The sequence below is a fragment of the Vicinamibacterales bacterium genome (assembly GCA_036012125.1).
GTDB lineage: Bacteria > Acidobacteriota > Vicinamibacteria > Vicinamibacterales > UBA823 > UBA11600.
In genome coordinates, this window is record DASCOS010000004.1 from 127,742 (window position 1) to 151,847 (window position 24,106).

Consider the following 24,106-nt stretch of genomic DNA (forward strand, 5'->3'; position numbering starts at 1 on the left):
TTGTCGAAGCTACCGAAACCGAGTGAGTGAAACGTCGATTGCACGCTCGCGGCGTTCACTTCGCTGCCACTGCACCAAGATCGGACTCTGGAACGGCCCCTCGGCGAGTGTGCCGAGACCGGGCTGATCCTCATCGGAAACCAGTAGACAGACCGAGCGTTTCATGCGCAGAAAGCGCCGCGCAGGAGCACCGATAAAACGGGCGAGGATTTTTTCTACCACCGATTCGTTCAGCCCAAGGGCGTCAACGAGTTCGTTGAACACGCGAACCATGTCGTACTTGGCATAGCCGATCGTTTTGTTTGGGATGGCGCGTGGATCAGCTAGGAGGTGGCGACTTTTTTCAGCCATGAATCGCAGGGGATTTCGAAGCACTTCCGCTAGGTCGTGTTGCATTAGCAAGGTTTCGTATTCGTTGACGGTGAGGCCAGCTTGGTGCTCACCTGGTGCCAAGGTGATGTGGATGCGGCCTTTGTCTACACCGTGCTGGTTGATAAGTTCTCGACAGCGGTCATACAAGCCGAGGCGCGGGTCCTTCAGGTTCACCGAATCTACTGGATGCCCGGAGATTGGTACTGTCACGCGCACGGTCGCAACTGGTTCTTCTGAGTTATAGCCAAGAATGCTGGTTACACGCTGCCTAGGTTGCCCATTGCTGATGCCATCAAGATCAATGAAATAGACGGGCTCGCCACGCCGCCGGCGATACGTGACACAACTACGAAGGCCAGCGCTGATAAACGCTAGGTGTGAGTCGGCGTTGCGCGGCTCGACCCGCCGCTGCGCTTCAGACAACTCCTCACGGAGGTGGAGTTCGTCATGTTGATAGCCGCCTCCTTCAGGGAACAAGGCTTGGAAGAAATTGAGATATGGCGCAACTCCGTCGCGTTTTCTGTTTAAACGCATTGCCAGGCCTTGGTCAAGGTAGCCCGCCGTCGTGTGGAACGAATAGTAGAGTGCGCGTGGGAAATGTTCGAGGAGGTCGCCGTGAGCCGAAGCTGCGCGCGCACGGACATCCACGACGTCGGTGCGAGTGCGAGGGCTGACTGACAGAGTAACTTGGGCCGGCGTGCTCATTACCGTAATATGGCCTAGTCCAGAGCTAAGTCTAACCGGCTTTGTGCGAAACGTCACCCTATGAGTTTTCTCTAGTCAAGCGTAATCAGTCATTTACCACTGTGCTAGATTGTGCTGGTTGGTTTAACGCGAGGGTTACGAGATGTTAGCCGGTGCCGCTCTGTCATGAAGTGCAACATGGTCCGATATGCTTTACTTTTGATCTGTTGTTTACCTATTAGTTGCGGTGAATCACTTGACACTGTCGGTGACGCTGAGCTTGGTTCGACGACAGTACAATCTGGGGTGAAGACGCCCGAGGGTGGTGCAGACTTAGTCATTGATTCGGCCACGATTGAGAATTCTGTCTTAAGCGTTGTTGGCGGCGGCACCTTGCCCAACGGTGCTTTGATCTCCTATGAGGTGAAGCACGATGGGTTCGATAACGGTGATTACGATGGCTACGAGACCGGACAAAACGAATTTGATCATGGGGCTTTCACATTTGAGATGTCGGTCAACGATTGGCCAACGGGTCACGCACTGATTCGGTTAAGCTTTGAGATGCGACCGAGTGGTGCTTCACAACCTTCGGCTGTCCTGGAAGCCTACGGCGAGAACGGTGAGAAACTCGTTGGTCCCAAAGTTGAGGAATTCGGAGGCCGGAAAACGATCACGGTCTCAGGTGAAGCAGAGATTTCCTGACCAGCCACCCCGTTTTGCCTGCCTTCTGGTGGTCTGGTCTTCAATTCAAGGGTCCTCAGTGGAGTGAGGAGCATGCCCGACGCTATTCTCGCGCTTGATCAAGGCACGACCGGAAGTACAGCACTCGTCTTTTTTCACGACGGCTTCATCGTGAGTCGTGCCTACTCTGAGTTCACACAGTCCTATCCTGAGCCGGGTTGGGTCGAACACGACCCTGAAGAGATATGGCGTGTTAGTCGGCGTGTGATGTCCGAAGCTTTGGCGGAGGCGAGCGTGCAGCCGAACGAGCTTAAGGGGATTGGTATTACAAATCAACGTGAGACGACGGTCGTCTGGGAGCGACAAACCGGCAACCCAATTCATCCAGCAATCGTGTGGCAAAGCCGTCAAACTGCTGGGATCTGCGAAGAACTAATTCAAGATGGCTTTTCCAAGACTGTCCGCGATCGGACGGGTCTGGTTATTGACGCTTACTTTTCGGGTACGAAAGTTAAGTGGATCCTTGATCGATACCCAGAGGCACGTGCGAAGGCACGCGATGGCGAATTACTGTTTGGCACCATCGACACGTGGTTATTGTGGAAGTTGACCGGTGGTGCTTGGGCTACTGACCCGACCAATGCGTCGCGGACCCTTCTCTACAATATCCACGATCGGCAGTGGGACCCGACTCTGCTGGAGATGCTAGATGTTCCCGCAGCAATGTTGCCACCGGTGAAGCCCAGTAGTGGCATGTTTGGTGAGACCTGCCAGCACGATGGAATTCCTGCCGGTGTGCCGATTGCCGGCATTGCGGGCGACCAGCAGGCGGCTCTCTATGGTCAAGGGTGTTGGGAGCCGGGGATGGCGAAGAACACTTACGGGACCGGCTGCTTCGTGGTTATGAACATGGGGTCGCAGCGGCCGCCGGTTCGTGACGGGCTGTTGACAACACTTTGCTGTGACTCCATGGGGCAGACGATGTATGCCCTAGAAGGATCAATCTTTGTAGCTGGTGCAGCAATCCAATGGCTGCGTGACGAACTTGGCTTAATCGAATCAGCGGCTGACACTGAGTCGATTGCGACCAGTTTAACTGACACCCATGGTGTCACGGTCGTACCCGCCTTCACCGGGCTGGGCGCGCCTCACTGGGACATGAACGCACGTGGTGCGATTGTTGGTCTGACCAGAGGCGTGAACCGTAAACACATCATACGGGCCACCCTAGAGAGCCTGGCATATCAGACGCGCGATGTTGTCGACGCAATGGCTGATTCAGGAGCAACGATTCAGGAGCTACGGGTCGATGGTGGAGCTGCAGCGAATAATTTCTTGATGCAATTTCAGACGGATATGTTGGGCGTTCCAGTAAACAGGCCGACGGTGCTTGAAACCACCGCATCTGGTGCGGCATTTCTGGCTGGCCTCGGCGTTGGCTTCTGGGACAGCCCCGAGGCTCTGCGTGGTGTGAGACGTCGCGATCGAATGTTCCAACCAGCTATGGTCGCCCATGAACGAGACAAGCTGTATGCGACTTGGACACAAGCTGTCGCCCACGTGCGTGCGGCCGGCGACAAAACCTCCGGGTGACTTCCTTTACCAAACTGTGTTCTGCACCTCTAGTTGTCAACCTCTTTCAGACCCTCGACCAGGCTTGACCGTCACGGGATGTTGCGAAGAACCGCTTCAGCACACGCGTGGGTGCCGGAGACGTGATCGGCGTTAGCCCGACGATTAGTGCGAGACTCAGCGCCATCCCGGGGACGATAGGGTGGACGGTGACGGCCCAAGGGACCTCAGCGAGGGTGAGGCCAGTCCACACGGTGGTGATCGTTAAACCACCGATCGCTGAAGCGGCTGCGGCCGCGGGCGTCGTGCGCGGGGAGGTCAATCCGAAAAGCAATGGGAAGAAAAAAGTGGCCCCGACCATGGCGACCGCATACGAAACAATAGCCAGAATTAGCGCTGGAGTGTTGAGCGCGGCGGCGAGTGAGACGACGCCGATTACGATGATGGTTAACCGCGACACGCGCAGATAGTAAGCTTCGTCTCGGACGATGCCGCGTGGCTCGTGAATCGATTTTCGCAGAAAGTCACGTGCAACAGCGGCTCCCGAGAGTAGTAGCAGCGAGTCGGTAGTTGACATGGCGGCGCTGGCGATGCCGGTTAATGCGACTGCCGATGCGAGCGGGCCAAGAACACTCGCTGAGAGTGCAGGAAACGCTTGATCGGGAATATCGATCTGGTCCCAAACTAGGATTCGCGCTGCACCGCCAAGATAAAGGTTGCCGTAGAGTATGAAAATGCAGACGAGTAGGCACGTGGTCGGCAGGGCGTAACGAGCGGCCTTTGAATCCCGTGCCACGAAAACTTTGGTTAGCAACTCCAAACGGGTGGCGTAGGCGACGAACCAGACGAGCCACCAGGACAGCAGGTAACCCCAGCTCCACGACGTACCCGTGACCGAAGTCCATCCGGGAGCAACGTGTTCGACGTTCTGCATTACCGTTGTGAACCCGCCTACTGCGTTGTACACGGCCGGCATCATGATGATGAGACCGACCCACATGAACATGAACTGCAGGATGTTTGTCCAGATGATGGCCAGCATTCCGCCGAGAGCCACATAGAAGATGAACAGTGCCGTGCCGATCACCATCGACCACTCCAGCCGGAGGCCGAGTAGGCCCTCGAGGATCAACCCCATGCCAAGGATTTGTGCGATGAGGTATACGATGCTGGAAGCCGCAATGACGAACGCGCTGAACGCTCGGAGCGAATGGCTGTCAAACCGTTCGCCCATGTAGTCGGGCAGCGTGCACGCGCCGATCTCGCGAAGCTTTCTAGCAAAGAAGAGAAGGATGACAAGAAAGCCCAAGGCGAAGCTCATCAAGGGCAAGATTGCGACACCTCCGAACGCTCCGGCGAAAGCTACACCACTCAGTATGGAGCCGCCATGCATGATGGCTGCCATCATGCCGAGCGTCATGATGGTCGTGCCGAACCGACGTCCTGCAACCCACAGGTCAGCCTCGTTCTTCTGTTGCTGACCTGACACAATACCGATCGCGACGATAGCCACAAGGTAGGCCCCGAAAATGAGTAGGCCGATAGCAGACGGAGTCATATGCTACTCACGCCGCCCTGACTTAATCTGCCAGCAGATGTAATACTGCCAGACGATGATGGCTAGGGGGATAGCAATGAGAACGATAAGACTTGACCAGGGGAGACCAAACATGTTCGTAAGGATACTGAATTCTCGAACCGGGTGTCCTCAAACCGGGCTAAAGATATAGGGAGGCGTTGTTAGCAATTTGGCTCTCGTCCTGTTCGACTGAGAGTCGTAAGTCTAAATCTTTCCTCTATCGAGTATGATCCGCATGTTTTCTGCTGAAAGGAGCATTCAAGTGTGCACAGTATGTCGCCTTGTGACAGCGGTCCTTTTGGCCGCGACGCTTGCGGCTTGTAGCCCGCCCCAGGAGCCCGAGTCAACACCGAAACCCGAACCGCTTACCGGCCTAGTCGACGGCCTTGCTTCGGGATCGGTGAAAGTCGTCGACCTTACGCAACCTCTTAATGCGGCAACTCCCATTATCCAGCTTCCACCACCGTTTGCGAATACGCCAGGGTTTACGCCGCATCTGATTTCTAACTTCGATGCCGATGGACCAGGTTGGTATTGGAACTGGATGGAAGTCGGGGAGCATGTTGGCACCCATTTCGATGCGCCGTGTCACTGGGTTTCCGGGCGTGATCTACCCTGTGTGGACGCGCTTAATGCCGACGAATTTATTGGACCTGCTGTTGTGATCGACGTTACTGCTGCAGTCTCGGACAATCCTGACTTTGTGGCGACCCAAGAGACGATCGAAAGTTGGGAAGCCGAGAACGGCCGAATTCCAGAGAGAGCATGGGTAATTCTCAAAACCGGATGGGGTTCGCGTGCCAGTGATAGCGAACTGTTTTTCAACGCGGATGACTCCGGTATGGCGCACTATCCTGGCTTCGGACTTGAATCGGCAACGTTCCTCACGACCCAACGCAACATCCTCGGCGTTGGCACGGAAGCTGTCGGCACAGACGCGGCGGTGGGTGCGATCGCCGATCCAGCGTTTCCAAATCACTTTACAATGCACGGGGCTGGCAAGTACGGATTGACCCAACTCGCCAACGTGGACCAACTTCCAGCCACAGGTGCTGTGATCATCGCGACGCCGCTCAAGATCGATCGTGGTTCTGGCAGTCCAGTACGTGCCATCGCACTGGTTCCGGCATCATAAGAACTGGTTCCACGTGTGAGGCGGTTGAAAAGTGGTTAACAACTTTTTTAGGGTCAATATTCGGGTTCATTGGGCCGATACCGACGCCGCTGGAGTGGTGTGGTTTGGCAACTTTCTTCGGTTTTTCGAGGAAGCGGAGGACGAGCTGTTTCGAGCGCTTGGCAGAACCCGTATGGAACTCATGAAAGATTTCGGCATTCTCATGCCTCGTGTCGATGCTTCATGCAAGTTTCGCGCACCGGCACGCGCTGAAGAGGTGCTCGAAATTGGGATTGCTATTGAATCGATCACTATGCGTCGGATTTCATATCGGTTCGAGGCACGAAAAGTCGACTCCCGCAAGCTGATTTGCGAAGGGTCTTATCGGGTTGCTTGCATCCGGCAAAGGACCTTTAGAGGCATCGAGTTTCCGGCTAAGCTCCGCGGGCTGCTTAAGCGGATGGACGGATTGGTTACCGCACAGCGCCAGGAGACAAGCGACCGTTGATAATCGGCACAGACCTGGGAAGTTCTCGCTGGAGTTTCTAGGAACAACCGCTTAAATGTCTAAGAAATTCTCTATAGAAGAGCATGCAAACAGTGACACAATTGGCATAACCGCCGTACGGCAGCGAAACGAGCGGTGTTTCAGCGGTTGTCTAGGGGCCGAGTTCCTCTGATCGACGGGAGAGTCCATGATGCAAGCGTGGGGCGTGACCCTACTCCGGTTAACTGTTGGAGTGGTCTTTGTCGCACACGGAGTGCCGAAGTTGTTTGGGCCGATGTGGGGCGGCACTAGTCCGGAGGACACCGTTGCCTTATTCGCCTTGGTAGGTTTGCAGCCAGCGCCCTTGCTTGCCGTTACGGTAGGAATTGTTGAACTGGGTGGTGGCATAGCGCTTTTTTTTGGTGCCTTCACGCGCCTAATGAGCGCGCTCCTGACGATCATTATGGCTGTAGCGATTTGGAAAGTGCACTGGCCGCATGGCTTCTTCCTGAATTGGTCTCTCGAACCGGGTGTCGGACACGGCTTCGAGTATGCGCTCGTCTTACTCGTTGCTTTGTTTTGCTTAATGCTGACCGGACCTGGCGTGTTGTCGTTCGACGGGTACGCTGGCAAGTCGGCGAAGTCCGCCAAAGGGCGATAACGTCGGGATAAGGTGTAGCGCGCCCTCAACACTCTCCTACCTTTTTCCGGATCTTCCACCATGCAATTAACGGGTCGATCAGCTTTAGTGACCGGCGGTAAGAGAATTGGTGCAGTAGTCGCCCAGGCGCTGGCGGCACGTGGAGCGGACGTAGCGCTTTCATTCAACCGCTCTCGTCACGAGGCCGAACAGGCCGCAGAAGCGATTCGCGCGCATGGCCAGCAAGCCTTCATCGCACCGGCGGATTTGTCGCAAGCCTCTGCATGCGGTGAAATTGTGCAGGCCACTACTGAGGCTTTGGGTCGACTCGACATACTGGTACACATGGCCTCGGTCTACGCTCAAACACCGTTTGACCAGCTAACTGTTGACGACTGGGATCGATCACTCGCGGTGGATCTCCGTGCAGCCTTTCTCTGTGCGCGTGCGGCTGTACCGCATATGCGCACCGCTGGAGGTGGGCGTATCGTTATGTTCTCGGATTGGACAGCCAAGAGTGGCCGACCAACCTACACGGGCTATCTGCCGTATTACGTCGCTAAAGCTGGCTCAGTCGCGCTGGCCGAAGCGTTAGCGTTCGAATTGGCACCCGACCAAATTCTTGTTAACTCAATCGCTCCTGGACCCATCCGTGCACCGGCACAACTGGGAAAGGCAGTCCAAGAGGAGGTCATCCGCGCGACGCCGCTCAGCCGATGGGGCGGCGATGAGGAGATTGCAAAAACTGTTCTTTGGCTTATCGAAAGTGATTTCGTAACGGGTGAGACAATTCGGGTAGACGGTGGGCGCCACCTGCGTTGAGTCTGGGTTCAGGCTCACACGTTAAGCAGAGCTTTCATTGAGGCGAGTGCGCCCGTCAATTCGTCGCGGTTCTTCCCAAAGGCCAGCCGGATATACCCCTCACCGTGCGTGCCGAAATCGGCGCCGGGCACACAACCGATACGACCTTCCTTAATCAGGTACTCGACCAATGCCCACGAGAGTGATTCCGGACTTCCCGTGTTGCCCGGTGGGCGCCAAGCCGGATCGATCCGGAGGAACGCATAGAACGCCCCCTTGGGAGGTTCGCCGCTGAGTACCCCGGAGCCTAATTCGCGGATGCCCTCGTAGAACAGGTCGCGCCGTGCCTGCAACTCGACCCGATAAGCCTCCACTTGATTTTTTGCGTCCTCTAAGCCACCGACGCCACCCCATTGCACAACTGTGCCAGTGTTGCTACACGTATAGTAAAGAACTTTCTTAATACGGTCGGCAATGACTGGATCCTTTATCGCGAAATAACCCAGACGGAGGCCGGTCATCGCGTACGATTTGCTAAACGTGTAAACAGAGATCGTTCGGTTGTACATGCCCGGCAGGGACGCTATGCTCACATGACGTTCGCCGTCGAAGACGATGTCTTCGTATGCCTCGTCGGAGATTACCCACAGATCGTGCTCTTGTGCGATCGCCGCGATCCGCTCAATATCTGCCTGGGTGAGGAGGCCGCCGGTTGGGTTCTGGGGTGAATTCAGCAGGATTGCCCGCGTCTTTTGTGTCACCTTCGATTCCAACTCGTCTAGGTCTGGCCGCCAGCGACGCGATTCATACAACGGGCAGTCGATGGGTACACCTTGAGCTGATTGGATGGTACCGCGTGTCGCTGGCCACATTGGGTCGGCACAGAGCACTTCGTCGCCTGGTTCCAGTAAACCGTGGAAAATCACGTAGAGACCATGGATACCGCCGTTGGTGACCATGACGTCGCCAACCGATTCAATCGGAATCTTGTTTTGGTTTTGAAGCTTGTCAACAATGAGTTCACGGAGGCGGGGAATGCCAACCGTCTGAACATAGTGCGTACGATTCTCAGCGATGGCTCGACTCATTCCAGCTTTAACAGCGTCCGGAGCGTCAAAGCCGACGTCACCTTGATCGAGACGATAGGGGTTTTCGATACCGAACATCATGTCGCGAATCCGCATAATGCCCGAGAACGGAATGGAGTCGAGGCGCTCACCCATTCGCTCAGAGTGGCACATAGTGCTAGGTCTTGGCAAACCCCCGATGTTTAAGGTTCTTGTTGTTTTCCACAGCCGCACAGTCGTGGCGGCAGCGGCGATCGGTTATCCTTGCGGTCTCGAAACGCTCGCTGAGCTTTATTGGGAGACCCCGCTGTTCAACCGATGAGCACCGATCCGATTTCTATACTGAGCGCAGTACCGGCGATTGCGCTAGGGCATTATCCGACTCCAGTGGAGGAACTGAACGGCCTACGTGCCGCACTGGGCGGTGGGCCCCGGCTTATCGTCAAACGCGACGATTCCATCGGATTTGCTTTCGGTGGTAACAAGGTCAGAAAACTTGAGTTGGTGTGTGCACGGGCACTGAATGAGGGTGCCGATACCCTCATCACGGCCGGTGGTGTGCAGTCGAACCACGCACGGGTGACAGCGGCGGTCGCGGCTCGTCATGGCCTACGTTGTCTGCTCGTGGCGAACGGTGTGCCACCGGATAAGCCAACGGCAAATGCGTTACTCGACGAGCTATTGGGTGCTGAGGTTCATTACGTTAAGTCTCGTGAAGACCGGTCGCCCACGATGGCGTCGGCAGCGGCACGCTTGGTTGCGGCGGGACGGCGTCCCTATGTGATTCCCGTCGGTGCCTCAACTCCACTAGGAGCACTGGGATATGTTCGTGCAGTGGGCGAGTTGGCTGGTCAGGTGACGCCTCCCGACGTAATCGTCCACGCCAGTTCGTCCGGTGGAACCCAGGCTGGTCTTGTGGCTGGGTGCCGCCTTTACACGCAACGCACCCAAGTCATCGGTGTCAGTGCTGACGATTCAGCTGAATCATTACTCCAGACGATAGCGACACTGATTAGAGGGATCGAGACGATCCTTCAACTCGCACCGGGCTCACTGTCTAATGGCCCATCTGTGGAGGTAGAGGACGGGTTTTGTGGTGATGGCTATGGAATTCCCACCGAGCTGTCACGCGAAGCGCTCGATCTACTAGCCCGACGAGACGCTATTTTTCTTGACCCTACTTATACGGCTAAGGCAATGGCAGCACTTATCGCTTACATACGAGAAAGCCGGTTTCGGGATGATCAAACGGTGCTTTTTTGGCATACCGGTGGCCAGGTGAATCTGTTTGCCTAATGCGAATTTTGATACATTGGCTCTATCGTTCCTCCAGTTGGTCTCGCTTCAGCGTTGGGTTGATTAAATCTAAGGGCAACGGACGGGTGAAAACTCTATTGACGGGAGTCGTCGTCGCTGGGTTTGCGGCGACCGTGTTTACACAGTCATTAACGCTGGATGAGTTGCTATTCCGAGCGAGTCAGTCCGTCGTCGCTTATGAACGAGTGTTTTCGAATGCCGTTGCCGAAGAGCAATACGTACAGCGGATTCTTCGATTTAATGGAACATTACGCCGCCAGCGGGATTTACGGTCCGACATGCTACTCGTGCAGCTACCGGGGGCCGTTTCGTGGTTCGGATTCCGTGACGTTTTCGAAGTCGACGGGAAGCCAGTACGTGATCGTGACGAACGCTTACAGAAGCTGTTCCTTGGCGAGGCACGGCCAGCTGTGGAGCAAGCCACTACACTTACGCGGGAAAGCGCTCGCTATAACATCGGTGAAGTCGTTCGCACGGTGAATTTACCGACAATGGCGTTAACGTTCCTTCACCCGCTCAACCAGCACCGGTTTGACTTCAAGCGTGTGGATGAGGAGGTGATTGCTGGGCGGCCCGTCTGGGTCGTGCAGTACAGTGAACAAGCGCAACCGACATTTGTCCAGATTCCTGCAGGCGATATGTTCGCCCGCGGTAGATTTTGGCTCGATGTTGAAACGGGGGACACTTTACGTAGCGAGTTGGTTCTCGGCACGTCCCACAGTGAGCTCCTGACGACGATCGTCGTCGATTATCGCCAGCACGAAGCATTCCGGTCTTGGGTACCGCATTCGATGCGTGAAATTTATGAGCGACCACTTGAGTCCAGGGCCGAGTCGATCGAGGCGACGGCCATTTATTCAAACTTTAGGCAATTCGGTGTGGAGACCAAGGAATCGGTGAGGGTGCCAAGATGACGTTGGTCGCCAAGCTGATTGGTAATGGCACTGTATGTTCCGGCGAGGGGTGATGATAGTGGTCCTTGGGCTGACTATGGGTTCTGCGGTAGCGGGTGGATGGGAATTACCAGACTCGGCTGGTGATTCTCCAGCTCCAGTTGTCAGGGGTGGAGACAAAGCGGCCGACCGGCCGTATTTGCTAGAGCGGGTCGGTGAAGCGGCAGTTGTTCAGCTTTATGCCGACGGGTTCGAGAGCCTGCCCCTCGACCAGCGCATCCTGGTCTATCACCTCTACCGGGCCGCACTCGCTGGTCGTGACATCTTTTTCGATCAACGGTACGTGCACAACCTTGAGATGCGAGAAGTACTCGAGCAGATCCTGACTCATGCCGATGACGTGGACCCGGACACTCGCGCCAAGATCGAGCGCTACACCAAGCTCTTTTGGATTAACACCGGTCCCTACAACAATTTGACAGCTAGGAAGTTCGTTCTTACCTGCACCGGGGAGGCCTTTCTTGCCGCTGCTCAAGCAGCTGTCGATGGAGGCGCGAGATTTCCCACACGTCACGGCGAGACGCTGGACGTCATGCTGACGCGCATGTTGCCTCTTTTTCTTGATCCATCGGTTGATCCGAGCGTGACAACTAAAACACCAGGTCTGGAAGAAGACCTTCTAATGGCGAGCGCCAACAACCTCTACGTGGACGTCACAATGGACGACCTTGAGAGTTTCACGGAACAGTACGCCTTAAATTCACGTCTTGTAAAACTCGGGGACCACGTTGTTGAGGAGGTTTACAAGCTCGACGGAAAATACGGCGAACATATTTCTCGAATCATTAAGCACTTGGAAGCCGCGATTCCATATGCCACTGAGTCGATGGCCAAAGCACTCAAAGCCTTGATCCGGTTCTACCGTACTGGAGAAGACGCCGACCGCAAAGCCTATGACATCGCATGGGTCCAGGACGATGCCTCACCCATCGACACCATTAACGGGTTCATCGAGGTGTACATGGACGCCCGTGGCACGAAAGGGGCGTGGGAAGCGTTGGTCTACTACGTTAATCAGGAGAAAACTGCGGAGATCCAAGTTCTCGCTGATAATGCTCAATGGTTTGAAGATCGAATGCCATGGGACCCGAAGTATCGGAAGAAGGGTGTCCGTGGTATTACGGCCAACGCCATTGATGTCGTCATTGAAACCGGTGAATCAGGGCCGGTGACCCCGATTGGCATTAACTTGCCAAATGATCAGAGTGTTCGGGAGGAGCACGGGAGTAAATCAGTGTCACTCTCAAATGTAGTGGAAACCTATGAACACGCAACACCGTCAGGATTTCGCACGGAATTCTCCTGGACCCCCGCTGAGGCCACTCGCGCTGAACGCTGGAGCAGGACTGCTGGTGAACTCACCACAAATATGCATGAGGTGATTGGACACGCCTCGGGTAGGCTGGCAGATCACCTTAACGGGAATCCGCAAGCTGCGTTGAAGGAGCAGTATTCCGCACTTGAGGAGAGCCGAGCAGACTTAGTGGCGCTCTACTTTCTCCCTGATCCGCAGCTGGCCGAATTTGGACTTGTACCAGTAGAGCATCACAACGAAATCGTACTAGCAGGGTACGAAGGTTATGCGCGGAACGCTATCACACAGCTTCGGCGTGTCCGGAAAGGGACACAGCTCGAGGAGGATCACATGCGTAACCGCCAGATGATCGTCAGGTGGTTAATGGACAACACGACCGCTATCGAAGAACGTGTGCATAACAGCAAGACTTTTTACGTGATTACTGACGTGACTGTGTTCCAACAGGGGGTAGGTGAACTGCTCGCGGAAGTACAAAGGGTCAAATCTAAGGGTGATTACGAGGCGGCGAAATGGTTGTTTGAGACCTACGGGATCCATTTTGATGCAGACCTCCGTGATCAGGTCGTCGAACGCGTGGACGCGTTAAACCTTCCATCCTACTCGGGTTTTGTGCAACCAAAACTCGACGTAGAACGGGACGCTGACAACACAATTATCGATGTGACCATCTCCTATCCGCAGGACCTTATGACCCAGATGCTCGAGTACTCTGGAAATGCTGTCGGGATGGTGCGTCCTAGAGGTCTTCACTAATGAGTTTTTTGTCAAATCAACCCTTGCGCGCGTTTGTGGCTTGCGTCCTTTCTGCCGTGGTTCCTGTGATCGGTATGCCGATCGAGTCGGCGGCTCAGGATTCGTCGGTGGAAACTCTTGCTTTTCGCCAAGCCATGCTAGTGGCTGAAGATTCCCGCGCGACGGATCCAGTCAGTCTAGCGACGCTCCTGACCGGCATCGATAGTCCGAACGAAGAGATTCAGAAGATTGCAGTGCGCGCCCTTGGGCGGTTGGAGCGCTTCGATCTGAGTGGTCGGATCGCCAGACTACTCGAGGCCGGTCAGCCAGCCGTGCGGCGCGAGGCCATCAACGCCCTCGGCCAGAGCCTGCAGCGTGGCGGTGACCTTTCAGCTTACGTGTCAATGCTGCTAGCTCGGCTCCAAGAGGAGAAAGATCCTGAGGTGCAAGGTGTCGTCGCCGAGACGCTCGGGCGATTACCATATCTAGACTCTCAGACACTGCAGCGTGTGGAATTAATGCTGGGGTCTTTCGTAAGTTCTGTAGATCCCGCTGTTCGTCTCGGAGCCGTTGATGGTCTTGAAGCGATAGCTAGGTTGCGGGGTGATCAAACGCCGCTGGCGGATCAGACAATTGCGCAGCTCCGCGTAGTCTTGACTACTTCAGGCAGTGATGAGAATGCCTTACGGACTCGGCGGCTCGCGTTGGCAGCTTTTAATGCCAGCGGGTCAGTCGATGTAGGGACTATTTCTGCGGCGCTTGATGATAGTGACGCGCAGATGCGTCGACTAGCTACGCTGGCGCTGCTTGATGCTGACGACCTGCCTGAGAGGCAATTGCTGATTGAGAAGGCACTAACCGACAAGTCCGCGATGGTGCGGCTCGACGCTTTGGTTGCGTATGGCAAACACGGTCGGTTAAGGGGGTGTAATTCGCTCGTCGATGCTGTCGAGGATCAGAATTCACATGTTTCTCTCCGGGCGCTGGATCTACTTGGCGAAGGTTGTCCCACGGGTCCGTCACCAACGAGCTTTGTCGCGAGTATTGTTGGTGGGCTCAACACGGATGGTGATTGGCATCGGCCGGTACACGCCCTGGTCGCACTGGCTAGACTCGATCAGAACCGTGCAGCTGGTTTGCTGCCGCGATTCGTTGAGCATCCGGTCTGGCAGGTCAGGATGTATGGAGCGCGAGCTGCAACACAGTTAGGTCCCGCCAGTGGCGTGATACTTGCCGAGCTTGCTGACGATCCGAATGCTAATGTACGCGGGGCGGCACTACGCGGTCTTGTAGCACTGGAGGGGCACGCTGCTGACGACGTTCTGTTGCAGGCGCTGGCCAGCGATGACTATGGCCTATTACGCACGGTGGCTAACCTGCTCGAAGGAAGCCCAGATCGGCGCACGCCAACGATTTTACTTTCGACGTTGGCTAGGCTTACTGCGTCGGCTAGGGATACGTCGCGCGATGCACGAGTGGCAATTCTCCAGCGCCTTAAGGAATTAGGTTCGCGACGCAACGCCGGGGTGCTGCGACCGTACCTGGAGGACCCCGACCTCCGAGTAGCCGCTACGGCAGCCGAAGCGCTATCCGACTGGACCGGCCAGACGGTTTTAGCGAGGACATCCCGTTTACGGACTGGAACACCGCCATCACTTGAAGCCGCACTCGGTCTTATTGGTGCCCACGTCCGGATGGTGAACGGCGCTGAGTTTCAACTCACACTATTTCCCGAAGAAGCACCCGCGACGGTCGACCGATTTTCTCAGCTTGCACGGAAGGGTTACTACAACACGTTGACTTTTCACCGCGTGGTCCCGAACTTTGTGATCCAGGGCGGGAGTCCTGGCGCTAATGAATTCATGGGAGACGGTCCCTACATGCGTGACGAACTCGGCCTTCGTCCACATGTTCGTGGTGCAGTCGGAATCTCCACCCGCGGTCGTGATACCGGCGACGCCCAGATCTTCATTAATCTCGTGGACAACCCTCGACTTGATCACAACTTCACGGTGTTCGCGCAGGTCACCGCTGGCATGGACACGGTGGACGCCATCCTTGAAGGGGACGCAATCGATCGGATTGAGATTATTGAGCGTTAATTTCAACACTCGAAATCATTGTGCACCTCGAGTCGTCTCGCTCGTGTCGGCCGGAAGTAGTTGTAGCTCCTCATGCTATTAACCGGTTGTTTCATTAAAACCAGTTGTATGTATAAACGTAGTTGCTCGTTGAAGTTGGCGGATTTCGGTCGGTTGGGTGCCTAGGTACACATGTAGAATGACGGCCTGACGAAAATGGGAACACCTCACTTCGGTGTGTCGTATTGGATCGACCGGTTGCCCCGCCGCCGGCCATCCTACACTCGGTATCGTGGTCAGACCGACGTCGGCGTTGCGATTATCGGCGGTGGGATGGCAGGTTGTGCAACCGCATACGCCCTGTCGACGGCGGGTGTGCGCGTTTGTCTCTTTGAAGCAGATCGAATTGGTCAAGGTGCAGTCGGTTCGAGTACTGCACTCGTAATGCAGGAACCTGACGTCGATTTTCAAGATGTACTTGACGTGCACGGCCTTCGCGCAACCCGAACGATTTGGAGAATGACGCGCCGTGGTGCGCTGGATTTTGTGGCGGCTATCCGTCGACTCAAAATACCGTGCCAACCTGAGGCACAGGATTCGATCTATTTTGCGAATGACTCTGCGTCGGCGCAGCGACTGCGCTACGAACTGGGGTTGCGTAAAAAGGCTAAGTTGGAGGCTCGCTGGCTCACGGTCGAGCAACTACGGCGCGAGACAAATGTGGAGGCCGAAGGTGCTATTCGTGTCACGGGCAATGCACAGGTTGAGCCACTGCGTACCTGCTTAGGCTTTGCGGCTGCAGCGGTGAAACGAGGTGCCTCCATACACGAACGATCGCCCGTCGAGCGGATCAGAACCGGACGAGAACATGTTGAACTGCTGACCGCAGGCGGGACAGTTCGTGCTGATCGGCTCGTCATTGCGACCGGACACCCGGGGTCGTTGTTCAAACCATTAGCGCGGCATTTTCGTGTTGCGGAAACTTACGCTGTCGCGACCCTGCCGCTAGGTGCTCGGATTCGAGCCGGCCTTGGCCGGCGTCGGGCAATGCTGTGGGACACCGCTGATCCGTATCACTATCTACGCTGGACGAGGGATGGGCGGATCATCTTTGGCGGCGGTGATCGATCACAACCCCATCCAAGATCTCGTGCCAGAGTACTCGTGCAGCGTACAGGGCAACTTATGTATGAGCTGTCGGTGTTATATCCGGTAATCTCCGGTATTCAGCCTGAGTACGCGTGGTCAGGCCCCTCAGTGACCACAGCTGATGGACTGCCCTACATTGGCCCTCATCGGAACTATCCGCGACATTTGTTTGCGCTCGGTTTTGGCGGTAATGGGCTCGCGCAGGGATTCTTGGCGTCGCGTATCCTACTGCGGCACTACCTTGGTGAGCCCGCGAAGGGCGACGAGCTCTTTGGCTTCGCTCGGTGATCCGTCATAAGAGTCGTCGTGCTGGCTATTGAACCGCATCCTGACGACAACAAAAGAGGACTATTATCGCGAGGTCGTTGAGCACACGGAATGACCAGCGTGAGGTATAGTCGAAGGACTCGTATGATTTGGCGATTTTGTGTGCTGGTCCTGTATGTCTGGTGGTTTGCCCTGTCGCCGGTATATGCCCAGATGCAGGTTCGGCCAGTGGCCGGCCAGGAGGGCTACGTTGGCCTTGGCCTGCTTCTTCGCAAGCTCGAGACCGTTGGCACCTTCATGATGGCGACAGCGCACCCAGATGATGAGAATAACGCGTTGCTGGCCCTATTGAGTCACGGTGAGGGCATACGGACCTCTCTTGTATCGGCGACCCGCGGCGATGGTGGCCAGAATGAAATCGGTGCGGAGTTATTCGATGCATTAGCGGTTCTTCGGACTGAGGAACTCCTTGCTGCACACCGGTTCGATGGTGCCGAACAGTACTTCACGCGTGCGGTCGATTTCGGCTACTCCTTCAGTATCGATGAAACTTTCAACCGATGGGGTCGTGAAGAGATTCTCGGTGATTTTGTCAGGATGGTTCGTACTCTGCGACCGGATGTTATCACTGGGATGCAGGTCGCTGGACGGGGAGGCGGGCAACACCATCAAGCTTCAGCGGTGTTGGCGCGCGAAGCCTTTCATGCGGCGGCCGATCCGAAGCAGTTTCCTGAGCAAATAGTGGAAGGCCTTCGGCCGTGGCAGGCTAAGAAGTTCTACTTTAGCGACAGTTTCAGGTTTCAGAACGAACCGCCTGACACCGACCCGAGCGGCCTCGAGTCGATCAACTTAGAAAGTTATGACTCGTTGCTCGGACGCACGTACGCGGAGATCGGAAGTGAGGCGCGGAGCATGCACAAGTGTCAGGGGATGTCGCAACTTCTGAGACTGCCTGGCAACGCGCGAGCAAGGTATGTGTTAGCCGAAACGGCTAATGAAACACAGAATCTTATTGGTGGTGATGTACCGCTCTTTGGAGGAGTTAACACCAGCGTAAGCGGATTAACACAGTATGTAGTGGCCCAGACACCAAATGCTCTCAGGGTCGCCCTGACCAACATCGAGCGGCACGCGCGCGAAGCGAGACAGCAGTTTAAACAATCCGGCATCGACGCAACCCGGCAGTCTCTCGTGGACGGGCTGGTAGCCGTCAGGAACCTCCGAGGACGGTTAAAGAACTTGGGTATTAGCGACGGCGCGGTGTATGAAATTGATTTTCGTCTAGAAACGAAAGAGGCCCAGTTTGAGCGAGCAGTGATTCTTGCGCACGGTCTCCGGGTCGCAGCGGTGGCCGAGGACGGAGTCGTTGTTCCTGGTCAGCCGGTGCGCGTGTCAGCTGTGGCAGCCAATCGAGGCGAAGTTGACGTGGTTGTACACCACGTATCGTTCGCAGGGCTAGGCAGCAATACAGGTAGTTGCGTCGAAGAAGTCATACCCGCTGGCGATATGTATAAATGTGACTCATCTTTCACTATACCGGTCGATGCTGAGTTCACAACACCGTACTTTTCGCAATTGCCTGATGCCGCACGTTACAACTTTGAGGATACGGTTCCCTTCGGGGTACCGTTTGAGCCGACTCCGTTCCACGTGACGTTTACGATCGAGTTCTTGCGTGAACGAGTGGACGTGCGCGTCCCGGTTGAGTACCGCTACGAGAAAGAGATTTTCGGCGGCGAGAAGCGTATGGAGTTGAACGTGGTGTCGCGCTTGTCTGTTGAGATGTCACCTGAAATCGTCGTAGCTCCGATGCCGGCCGGAGAGGCGGTGCGGCGGGAGATTCAGGTTGTCGTCTCGAATCGGGGCCCGAGTTCAACCGAAGCGGTGGTCGAGCTTGAAATGCCGCCCGGGTGGCGGTCGGAGCCAGAGCGAGCCTCGATTACTTTCTCGCGCGAAGATGAAGAACGTACGGTCCGATTTTTTGTAGATCTACCATTTAATGTGCCGGCTGGTGATTATGTGATCAGGTCGAGAGTGAGCAGTGCTGGCGCGATCTTCGACCGGGGGTTTCAGGTCGTCGAATACCCGCACATCCAGCCACGACATTTAATGACGGCGGCCGAGACAAGTATCAAGGTGATTGATGTACGAGTGGCTTCAAGCCTACTGATTGGGTATGTCATGGGCGCCGGTGATCACATGCCGGTGGCGATCGAACAGCTGGGTGCCCGGGTGGAACGTCTGAGCGGAACAGATCTCGCGTGGGGCAACTTGACCCGCTACGACCTCATTATCACGGGTGTGCGTGCTTATGAGCTTGATGCCAATCTGCGTGCACATAACGACCGTCTAATGAACTACGTTGAGAACGGTGGGACGGTTATCGTGCAGTACAACAAAGTCGGCTTCAACGAGGCGCAGTTCGGGCCATACCCAGCTCGTGTCAGTCGGGACCGTATCACCGATGAACGGGCGCCGGTCGATGTGCTAGTACCGGATCATCCGTTGTTCAATGAGCCTAATGCCATCGATCCGACTGTCTGGGAAGGGTGGGTTCAAGAACGAGGGCTGTATTTTTTGGGCGAACGCGACCCCCAGTATATGGACCTAGTGGCGATGGAAGATCCCTTTGAATACAACCCTGGTGTGAAGAGGGGTGCGCTCGTTGAGGCTCGGGTCGGGCAAGGTCGTTGGCTCTATGTGGCGTTGAGCCTGTGGCGTCAGCTACCGGCTGGTACGGAGGGCGCCTATCGCCTGCTTGCAAACCTAATCAGCCTGCCGGACTCTCCATAGTCCAAGGGGTGGTCGTTACTGCAAGATCGCGGTGAGCGCTTGGCTAATTGTTGAAAAGTTGAATCTAAAGCCGAGTTTCAATGCGCGGGACGGTTGGACACGTTGCCCCCCCAACAGCAGTGCATCGGCCATTTCGCCAAGCATAAGCCGCAATGCGAATGCTGGTGCGGGTAGCAGGCTCGGTCGGTGGAGAGCACGGCCGAGTGCCTTCGAAAATTCAGAATTTGTCACGGGTTCAGGTGCCGTTGCATTAAAGATGCCTGTTACCTCTTCTGTCACAAGAGCCCACCGCACGAGGTCCACCCAGTCGGCATAATGAATCCACGACATATACTGCCGGCCGGAGCCAAGTTGTCCCCCGACGAACATCTTAAACGGCGGAAGCATCTTCTGTAGTGCACCGCCGGTTCGATCAAGGGCGATCCCAGTACGCAGGATCACCAGTCGCCCAATAATACCTTCCGCCTTGTGCGCTTCCGCTTCCCAATCGATACAGCACTTGGCCATAAAGTCATTACCGGGAGCGGAGTCCTCGATTAACTCCTCGTCACCTCGATTACTGTAGTAGCCGATTGCCGACGCGTTGACCAAAGTCGCCGGTGGGTCACTGGCAGCCCGGATTGCGCCCACAACCGACCGTGTACCAAGCACTCGACTGTCGCGGATACATGCTTTCTGTGCAACCGACCAGCGTTTAGAGGCGATAGGTTCTCCCGTAAGGTTAACGACCGCTGTAGCTCCATCAATGAGTCTTGCCCAAGAACCGACCCCATTGGTACCGTCTGGCTGCCAGCCAGCGTTAGTTAAGCCCGGTAGGTCCACATTTGATTCATGCACAACTACGCCGGGCTGCAGTGACCGCGTTAACACGACTACTTCGTGGCCATCCTGTAACAATGCCTTGCTGAGCGAACGTCCGAGTAGCCCGGAACCACCGGGAATCACGATCCTCATTCCTTGCCTTTGTCTAGAGTTAGAAAATCCAAGCCATCAAGGCAGCGGTTTTTGGATTCAATGGCCGGCGTTGGTGGTCGTGCCCACTTGTCCTGGTCAGGATTGAACCAATTGAAATGCAGCGACCCAAGGCCGTCATTCGTTTTAGGAAACCAGTACTCGGCCGGAACAGTACCCATGACTCCCTCATAGAAAATTGTGACCGGTTCGTTGAGGTCAACAATACCCTTGAATGCCACAATAGCCTCCGCAGTTAGCCCCGGCACACCTTGGAGCACAGTCGTTGGCAGGTCTAGCTCGACGCTGTCAATCACATTGTATCGGCGGTCGCTTTGGATCATGTAGAGTCGGTTGAGTCGGAACAGATAAAGTGCCGAACCTTCGGCGCCGATCCAGAATACGTGACGATTCTCACCATTAGTAAACTCTGGTGTCAGGGTTTCAAACGAAGCGCCCAACGTGCACTGGCCGAGCGATGTCGAGCTTATGTAGATAAACCACATCCTAAGTCCAGCCATACTCGGGTCGCTTATTGTTAAGTCAATGACGCTTTCGTTTGCGCGCAACTCTTTCCACGACGGGCACTGTGCGCTCGTATGATTTGGGTACAGGGCGAGGAGTGCGCAGGTCAGGAGAAAGCGCGATGCGGTGGAGGGCAAACCGGACACGGCTACTCGTTCTCGCGGTCCGCAAGATGCGCCCGGACAACCCGCCGTGCGGTCTTCCGGATTACACGGGTTGCGCTCGAGACGGTGATCGTCGCCGTAGTTACACCATCGACGTCTTCACCTACACGGAATCGGTCGAGTACGCTCTTACCCACGAACTGCGCAGAGAACTCCGGCAACTCAATCGAAAAATATCCATATGGTTCACGATGAGAAATGAGTCTGATTCCGCGCAATGTGCCCGAAGTATCCATGCCAACAAGCATTTCGATAGGGCCTTCATAACCGCGTTCGAGGGGTTCAACATCGACCGTCGAACCTACGAATCCGATCAAGTGTTCGTTGTCGTCGTCGCCTGCGAACACCTTGATGTGAGCAGGCGCGCCGGTTCTTCCTGAGAAGCGCGAGGCTTCGGGAAACAACCCACTGAGATGTAACTCGAGCCCTCGAATCGATGATTGCAACCAGGCGTCGACGTGTACGACCGCCACTAGCAGCGATACCATCACTATCCAAGGCTGAAACAACCGACTCTTGATTTCCCTCAAGGTCATAAGTAAGAAATTACGTGGTATTGCACCGGCCCGAGACCGTAGGAACCGGACTTGCACCAGAAACTCTAACGGTCTACTTCACTAACCATGCTTCACTTGACAATGTTGGTGAGGTCGCAGGGTTGTGAGGTAGGCTATCCGTTGAGTGTTGGCAGTGTCAACGAAAGGGTTAGAGAAAATGCGAGCGAAACGTCCCAATAGTCCAGCGCTGGATAGTCGATCCTTCCGGGTGGCGGGTGTTGTAACCGCTATCTTTGTCGCCGCCATCACGGCGTTGGTCCCGTTGCTCGCTTCGGGTGAGCAACGCTTTGAGGTGTCATTTCCGTCAGCAGTACACGAGGAGGCACTGACCGGGCGGATCTATGTGATGATTTCTCGGACCGCTGAACGAGAACCCAGACTTCAGATCGGCCGCACTGGTGTTCCATTTTTCGGTCGTGATGTAGTGAATTTACTGCCTGGGGAGCCTGGCATTATCGATGCGACCGACCTCGGTACACCGGTGGCCAGCCTACGCGACATCCCTGCGGGTGACTATTACGTACAGGCTTTCGTCAACGTCTATTCCGAGTTTCGCCGTGCTGACGGCCATGTTATCTGGATGCACGACGATCGGTGGGAAGGGCAGCATTGGAATCGATCGCCGGGTAATCTTTACAGTGCTGTTGAGCGTGTGCGACTCGACCCTGAAGCTGACGCGGTTATCGCACTGAGCGCCGAGAACGCTATCCCGCCTGTTGTTGTCCCGCCAGATACTGAATGGGTTAGACGCTTCAAGTTTCAGAGTTCGATGCTTACGGAGTTTTGGGGACGTCCAGTGTACTTGGGGGCGACGGTGCTGTTACCACGCGGCTACGACAGTTCAACGATTAGCTATCCGGTAAATTATATTCAAGGGCATTTTTCCCTGAACGCGCCGAATCGGTTTCAAATTGGGGACGATCTGTATCGCGAGTGGATTCGCGATGACTTCCCTCGGATGATCCTGGTAACGTTTCAGCATCCGAATCCGTATTTTGACGACTCCTATGCGGTGAACTCGGTGAACGTAGGCCCATATGGTGATGCGATCCTCCAAGAGTTAATACCTGAGATCGAAAAGCGGTTCCGAATCCTCGCGGAACCATACGCGCGCGTGCTTTCGGGTGGTTCAACGGGCGGATGGGAGTCATTGGCACTACAGATCTTCCATCCAGATTTTTTTGGTGGGACGTGGTCCTATTGTCCGGACCCAGTGACGTTTACTGATGTAGAGGGAATCAATATTTACGAAGATGTCAACGCGTTCTACAAACAGCACGAATGGCGTCGTGTGCCGACCGCAAATACGAGAGAAATTAACGGCGAGATCCGTCTCACCTCGCGCCAGCGAAATCACTTCGAATTGGTTAACGGTACCAAGGGACGCTCTGGGGAACAGCTCGACATCTGGTCGGCTGTGTTTGGGCCGATTGGTGATGATGGGTACTTTGAGCCCCTGTTCGACAAACGTACCGGTGAGATCAACGCTGCAGTGGCCGAGTACTGGCGGGACAATTATGATCTCCTACATTACCTTCGTCAAAACTGGGCTGAGATAGGTCAAAAACTTGTGGATAAACTTCACATCTATACCGGCACTATGGACAATTTCTACTTGAACAATTCCACGCGAGATCTTGAGTTGTGGATGAAGACAACTGAGAATCCCCATTACGAGGGGTTTTTTATGTATGGCGACGGCAAAGGGCACTGCTTTAGCGGGCCGGTGACGCGGGCCGCAAGGTTGCGTGAGATGGCGCAGTTCATCATGCGAAAAAAACCCGACGGTGCCACTACTCCGTGGTGGCGTTACTGAGATATAGATACCTTAGGCTTCTTGATCTTCGCTTTCGCCTTTTGTTGGTGTAGTGGTGGGGGTTCGGCTTCCCGTGCGATCATTACCTCCGTGGATTTGACCAACGCTGTGGCTGCGCTCCCTCGATGGAGTTTGAGGGCCGAAGCCGCGTCACGCGTGATGATAGCTGTCAATACCTGATCACCGACGCGTAGCCGTACCTGCGCCAATAACCCTTCCAGGCGAATTTCGTCGACGATCCCGCGTAGCTGGTTGCGCCCACTGACCGCAACGAGTGTTCCACTGCCGATCGCTGATTTTTTTCTTGAGGTTGGTAGATGGCCCTGCTTGGCCAGTAGGCGTTCAACCTCCATCTCAGCAATCCGATGGTGACCACCTTCAGTGCGTGTTGTTCGGACGCTTCCCTTGAAAATCCACTGTTTGAGCGTGGAGTAGCTAACCCCAAGCCGTCCAGCTGCCTGTCGGACAGTCAAGAACATATAA

At 55.4% G+C, this 24,106-nt stretch carries 20 protein-coding genes; 13 read left to right on the plus strand and 7 right to left on the minus strand.

Going from position 1 to position 24,106, the window contains the following annotated elements:
- Positions 1-9: 9 nt before the first annotated feature.
- Entirely contained in the window at positions 10-1,134 is a 1,125-nt protein-coding gene (locus QGH09_01830) for a hypothetical protein (GenBank protein HJO16923.1), read from the minus strand.
- 120 nt (positions 1,135-1,254) lie between these two features.
- On the opposite strand from QGH09_01830, the gene QGH09_01835 reads away from it, so the two are divergent.
- Positions 1,255-1,761, plus strand: a complete 507-nt coding sequence (locus QGH09_01835; protein ID HJO16924.1) for a hypothetical protein — start codon at positions 1,255-1,257, stop codon at positions 1,759-1,761.
- A 72-nt stretch (positions 1,762-1,833) separates the two neighbouring features.
- Positions 1,834-3,333, plus strand: coding sequence for a glycerol kinase GlpK (gene glpK / locus QGH09_01840; GenBank protein ID HJO16925.1), 1,500 nt, complete (start codon positions 1,834-1,836; stop codon positions 3,331-3,333).
- Between the two features lie 46 nt (positions 3,334-3,379).
- Here the strand turns inward: glpK and QGH09_01845 are convergent, their stop codons facing one another.
- Positions 3,380-4,870: a hypothetical protein gene (locus QGH09_01845; protein ID HJO16926.1), complete on the minus strand. Its 1,491-nt coding sequence runs from the start codon at positions 4,868-4,870 to the stop codon at positions 3,380-3,382.
- Between the two features lie 283 nt (positions 4,871-5,153).
- On the opposite strand from QGH09_01845, the gene QGH09_01850 reads away from it, so the two are divergent.
- From QGH09_01850 to QGH09_01865, 4 genes are all read left to right on the plus strand, one after another.
- Positions 5,154-6,026, plus strand: coding sequence for a cyclase family protein (locus QGH09_01850; protein HJO16927.1), 873 nt, complete (start codon positions 5,154-5,156; stop codon positions 6,024-6,026).
- A 31-nt stretch (positions 6,027-6,057) separates the two neighbouring features.
- A complete protein-coding gene (locus QGH09_01855; GenBank protein HJO16928.1) occupies positions 6,058-6,513 on the plus strand; it encodes a thioesterase family protein in 456 nt (151 codons plus the stop codon).
- Between the two features lie 187 nt (positions 6,514-6,700).
- Complete coding sequence (locus tag QGH09_01860) at positions 6,701-7,153, plus strand: DoxX family protein (GenBank protein HJO16929.1); 453 nt, start codon at positions 6,701-6,703, stop codon at positions 7,151-7,153.
- 60 nt (positions 7,154-7,213) lie between these two features.
- Complete coding sequence (locus QGH09_01865; protein ID HJO16930.1) at positions 7,214-7,954, plus strand: SDR family NAD(P)-dependent oxidoreductase; 741 nt, start codon at positions 7,214-7,216, stop codon at positions 7,952-7,954.
- Positions 7,955-7,968: 14 nt separating this feature from the next.
- Here QGH09_01865 and QGH09_01870 read toward each other — a convergent pair whose 3' ends face one another.
- Positions 7,969-9,174 (minus strand): pyridoxal phosphate-dependent aminotransferase, encoded by a 1,206-nt coding sequence (locus QGH09_01870; GenBank protein HJO16931.1) that lies wholly within the window; start codon positions 9,172-9,174, stop codon positions 7,969-7,971.
- A gap of 144 nt (positions 9,175-9,318) precedes the next feature.
- On the opposite strand from QGH09_01870, the gene QGH09_01875 reads away from it, so the two are divergent.
- From QGH09_01875 to QGH09_01900, 6 genes are all read left to right on the plus strand, one after another.
- Positions 9,319-10,296 carry a D-cysteine desulfhydrase family protein gene (locus tag QGH09_01875; GenBank protein HJO16932.1) on the plus strand — a complete coding sequence of 326 codons (978 nt, stop codon included), beginning with the start codon at positions 9,319-9,321 and terminating at the stop codon, positions 10,294-10,296.
- Positions 10,296-11,231, plus strand: coding sequence for a hypothetical protein (locus tag QGH09_01880; protein HJO16933.1), 936 nt, complete (start codon positions 10,296-10,298; stop codon positions 11,229-11,231). Before QGH09_01875 ends, QGH09_01880 begins: the two co-directional genes overlap by 1 nt.
- A 76-nt stretch (positions 11,232-11,307) precedes the next feature.
- Entirely contained in the window at positions 11,308-13,341 is a 2,034-nt protein-coding gene (locus tag QGH09_01885; GenBank protein HJO16934.1) for a hypothetical protein, read from the plus strand.
- The gene (locus QGH09_01890) at positions 13,341-15,422 is read left to right on the plus strand and encodes a peptidylprolyl isomerase (protein HJO16935.1); all 2,082 of its coding nucleotides are present in this window, start codon (positions 13,341-13,343) and stop codon (positions 15,420-15,422) included. The genes QGH09_01885 and QGH09_01890 overlap by 1 nt, the downstream gene beginning before the upstream one ends.
- Positions 15,423-15,617: 195 nt before the next feature.
- The gene (locus tag QGH09_01895) at positions 15,618-16,838 is read left to right on the plus strand and encodes an FAD-binding oxidoreductase (protein ID HJO16936.1); all 1,221 of its coding nucleotides are present in this window, start codon (positions 15,618-15,620) and stop codon (positions 16,836-16,838) included.
- Positions 16,839-16,961: 123 nt separating this feature from the next.
- Positions 16,962-19,610 (plus strand): PIG-L family deacetylase, encoded by a 2,649-nt coding sequence (locus QGH09_01900; protein HJO16937.1) that lies wholly within the window; start codon positions 16,962-16,964, stop codon positions 19,608-19,610.
- A 15-nt stretch (positions 19,611-19,625) separates the two neighbouring features.
- Here the strand turns inward: QGH09_01900 and QGH09_01905 are convergent, their stop codons facing one another.
- The 3 genes from QGH09_01905 to QGH09_01915 are packed head-to-tail and all read right to left on the minus strand — an operon-like array spanning position 19,626 to position 21,843.
- Complete coding sequence (locus QGH09_01905; GenBank protein ID HJO16938.1) at positions 19,626-20,564, minus strand: TIGR01777 family oxidoreductase; 939 nt, start codon at positions 20,562-20,564, stop codon at positions 19,626-19,628.
- Positions 20,561-21,232, minus strand: coding sequence for a hypothetical protein (locus QGH09_01910; protein ID HJO16939.1), 672 nt, complete (start codon positions 21,230-21,232; stop codon positions 20,561-20,563). The genes QGH09_01905 and QGH09_01910 overlap by 4 nt, the downstream gene beginning before the upstream one ends.
- A gap of 2 nt (positions 21,233-21,234) precedes the next feature.
- Positions 21,235-21,843, minus strand: coding sequence for an FMN-binding protein (locus QGH09_01915; GenBank protein ID HJO16940.1), 609 nt, complete (start codon positions 21,841-21,843; stop codon positions 21,235-21,237).
- Positions 21,844-21,964: 121 nt separating this feature from the next.
- Between QGH09_01915 and QGH09_01920 the strand changes: the two genes are divergently transcribed.
- Positions 21,965-23,623 carry an alpha/beta hydrolase-fold protein gene (locus QGH09_01920; protein HJO16941.1) on the plus strand — a complete coding sequence of 553 codons (1,659 nt, stop codon included), beginning with the start codon at positions 21,965-21,967 and terminating at the stop codon, positions 23,621-23,623.
- Here QGH09_01920 and QGH09_01925 read toward each other — a convergent pair.
- Positions 23,617-24,102, minus strand: a complete 486-nt coding sequence (locus QGH09_01925; protein HJO16942.1) for a helix-turn-helix transcriptional regulator — start codon at positions 24,100-24,102, stop codon at positions 23,617-23,619. The genes QGH09_01920 and QGH09_01925 overlap by 7 nt on opposite strands.
- Positions 24,103-24,106 lie beyond the last annotated feature (4 nt).

Bases quoted from the DNA above. Each gene is read 5' to 3' on its own strand.
- QGH09_01835 (HJO16924.1), top strand. From the start codon at position 1,255: ATGGTCCGATATGCTTTACTTTTGATCTGTTGTTTACCTATTAGTTGC.
- glpK (HJO16925.1), top strand. From the start codon at position 1,834: ATGCCCGACGCTATTCTCGCGCTTGATCAAGGCACGACCGGAAGTACA.
- QGH09_01845 (HJO16926.1), bottom strand. From the start codon at position 4,870: ATGACTCCGTCTGCTATCGGCCTACTCATTTTCGGGGCCTACCTTGTG.
- QGH09_01860 (HJO16929.1), top strand. From the start codon at position 6,701: ATGATGCAAGCGTGGGGCGTGACCCTACTCCGGTTAACTGTTGGAGTG.
- QGH09_01865 (HJO16930.1), top strand. From the start codon at position 7,214: ATGCAATTAACGGGTCGATCAGCTTTAGTGACCGGCGGTAAGAGAATT.
- QGH09_01870 (HJO16931.1), bottom strand. From the start codon at position 9,174: ATGTGCCACTCTGAGCGAATGGGTGAGCGCCTCGACTCCATTCCGTTC.
- QGH09_01875 (HJO16932.1), top strand. From the start codon at position 9,319: ATGAGCACCGATCCGATTTCTATACTGAGCGCAGTACCGGCGATTGCG.
- QGH09_01880 (HJO16933.1), top strand. From the start codon at position 10,296: ATGCGAATTTTGATACATTGGCTCTATCGTTCCTCCAGTTGGTCTCGC.
- QGH09_01885 (HJO16934.1), top strand. From the start codon at position 11,308: ATGGGTTCTGCGGTAGCGGGTGGATGGGAATTACCAGACTCGGCTGGT.
- QGH09_01890 (HJO16935.1), top strand. From the start codon at position 13,341: ATGAGTTTTTTGTCAAATCAACCCTTGCGCGCGTTTGTGGCTTGCGTC.
- QGH09_01895 (HJO16936.1), top strand. From the start codon at position 15,618: ATGGGAACACCTCACTTCGGTGTGTCGTATTGGATCGACCGGTTGCCC.
- QGH09_01900 (HJO16937.1), top strand. From the start codon at position 16,962: ATGATTTGGCGATTTTGTGTGCTGGTCCTGTATGTCTGGTGGTTTGCC.
- QGH09_01905 (HJO16938.1), bottom strand. From the start codon at position 20,564: ATGAGGATCGTGATTCCCGGTGGTTCCGGGCTACTCGGACGTTCGCTC.
- QGH09_01920 (HJO16941.1), top strand. From the start codon at position 21,965: ATGCGAGCGAAACGTCCCAATAGTCCAGCGCTGGATAGTCGATCCTTC.
- QGH09_01925 (HJO16942.1), bottom strand. From the start codon at position 24,102: ATGTTCTTGACTGTCCGACAGGCAGCTGGACGGCTTGGGGTTAGCTAC.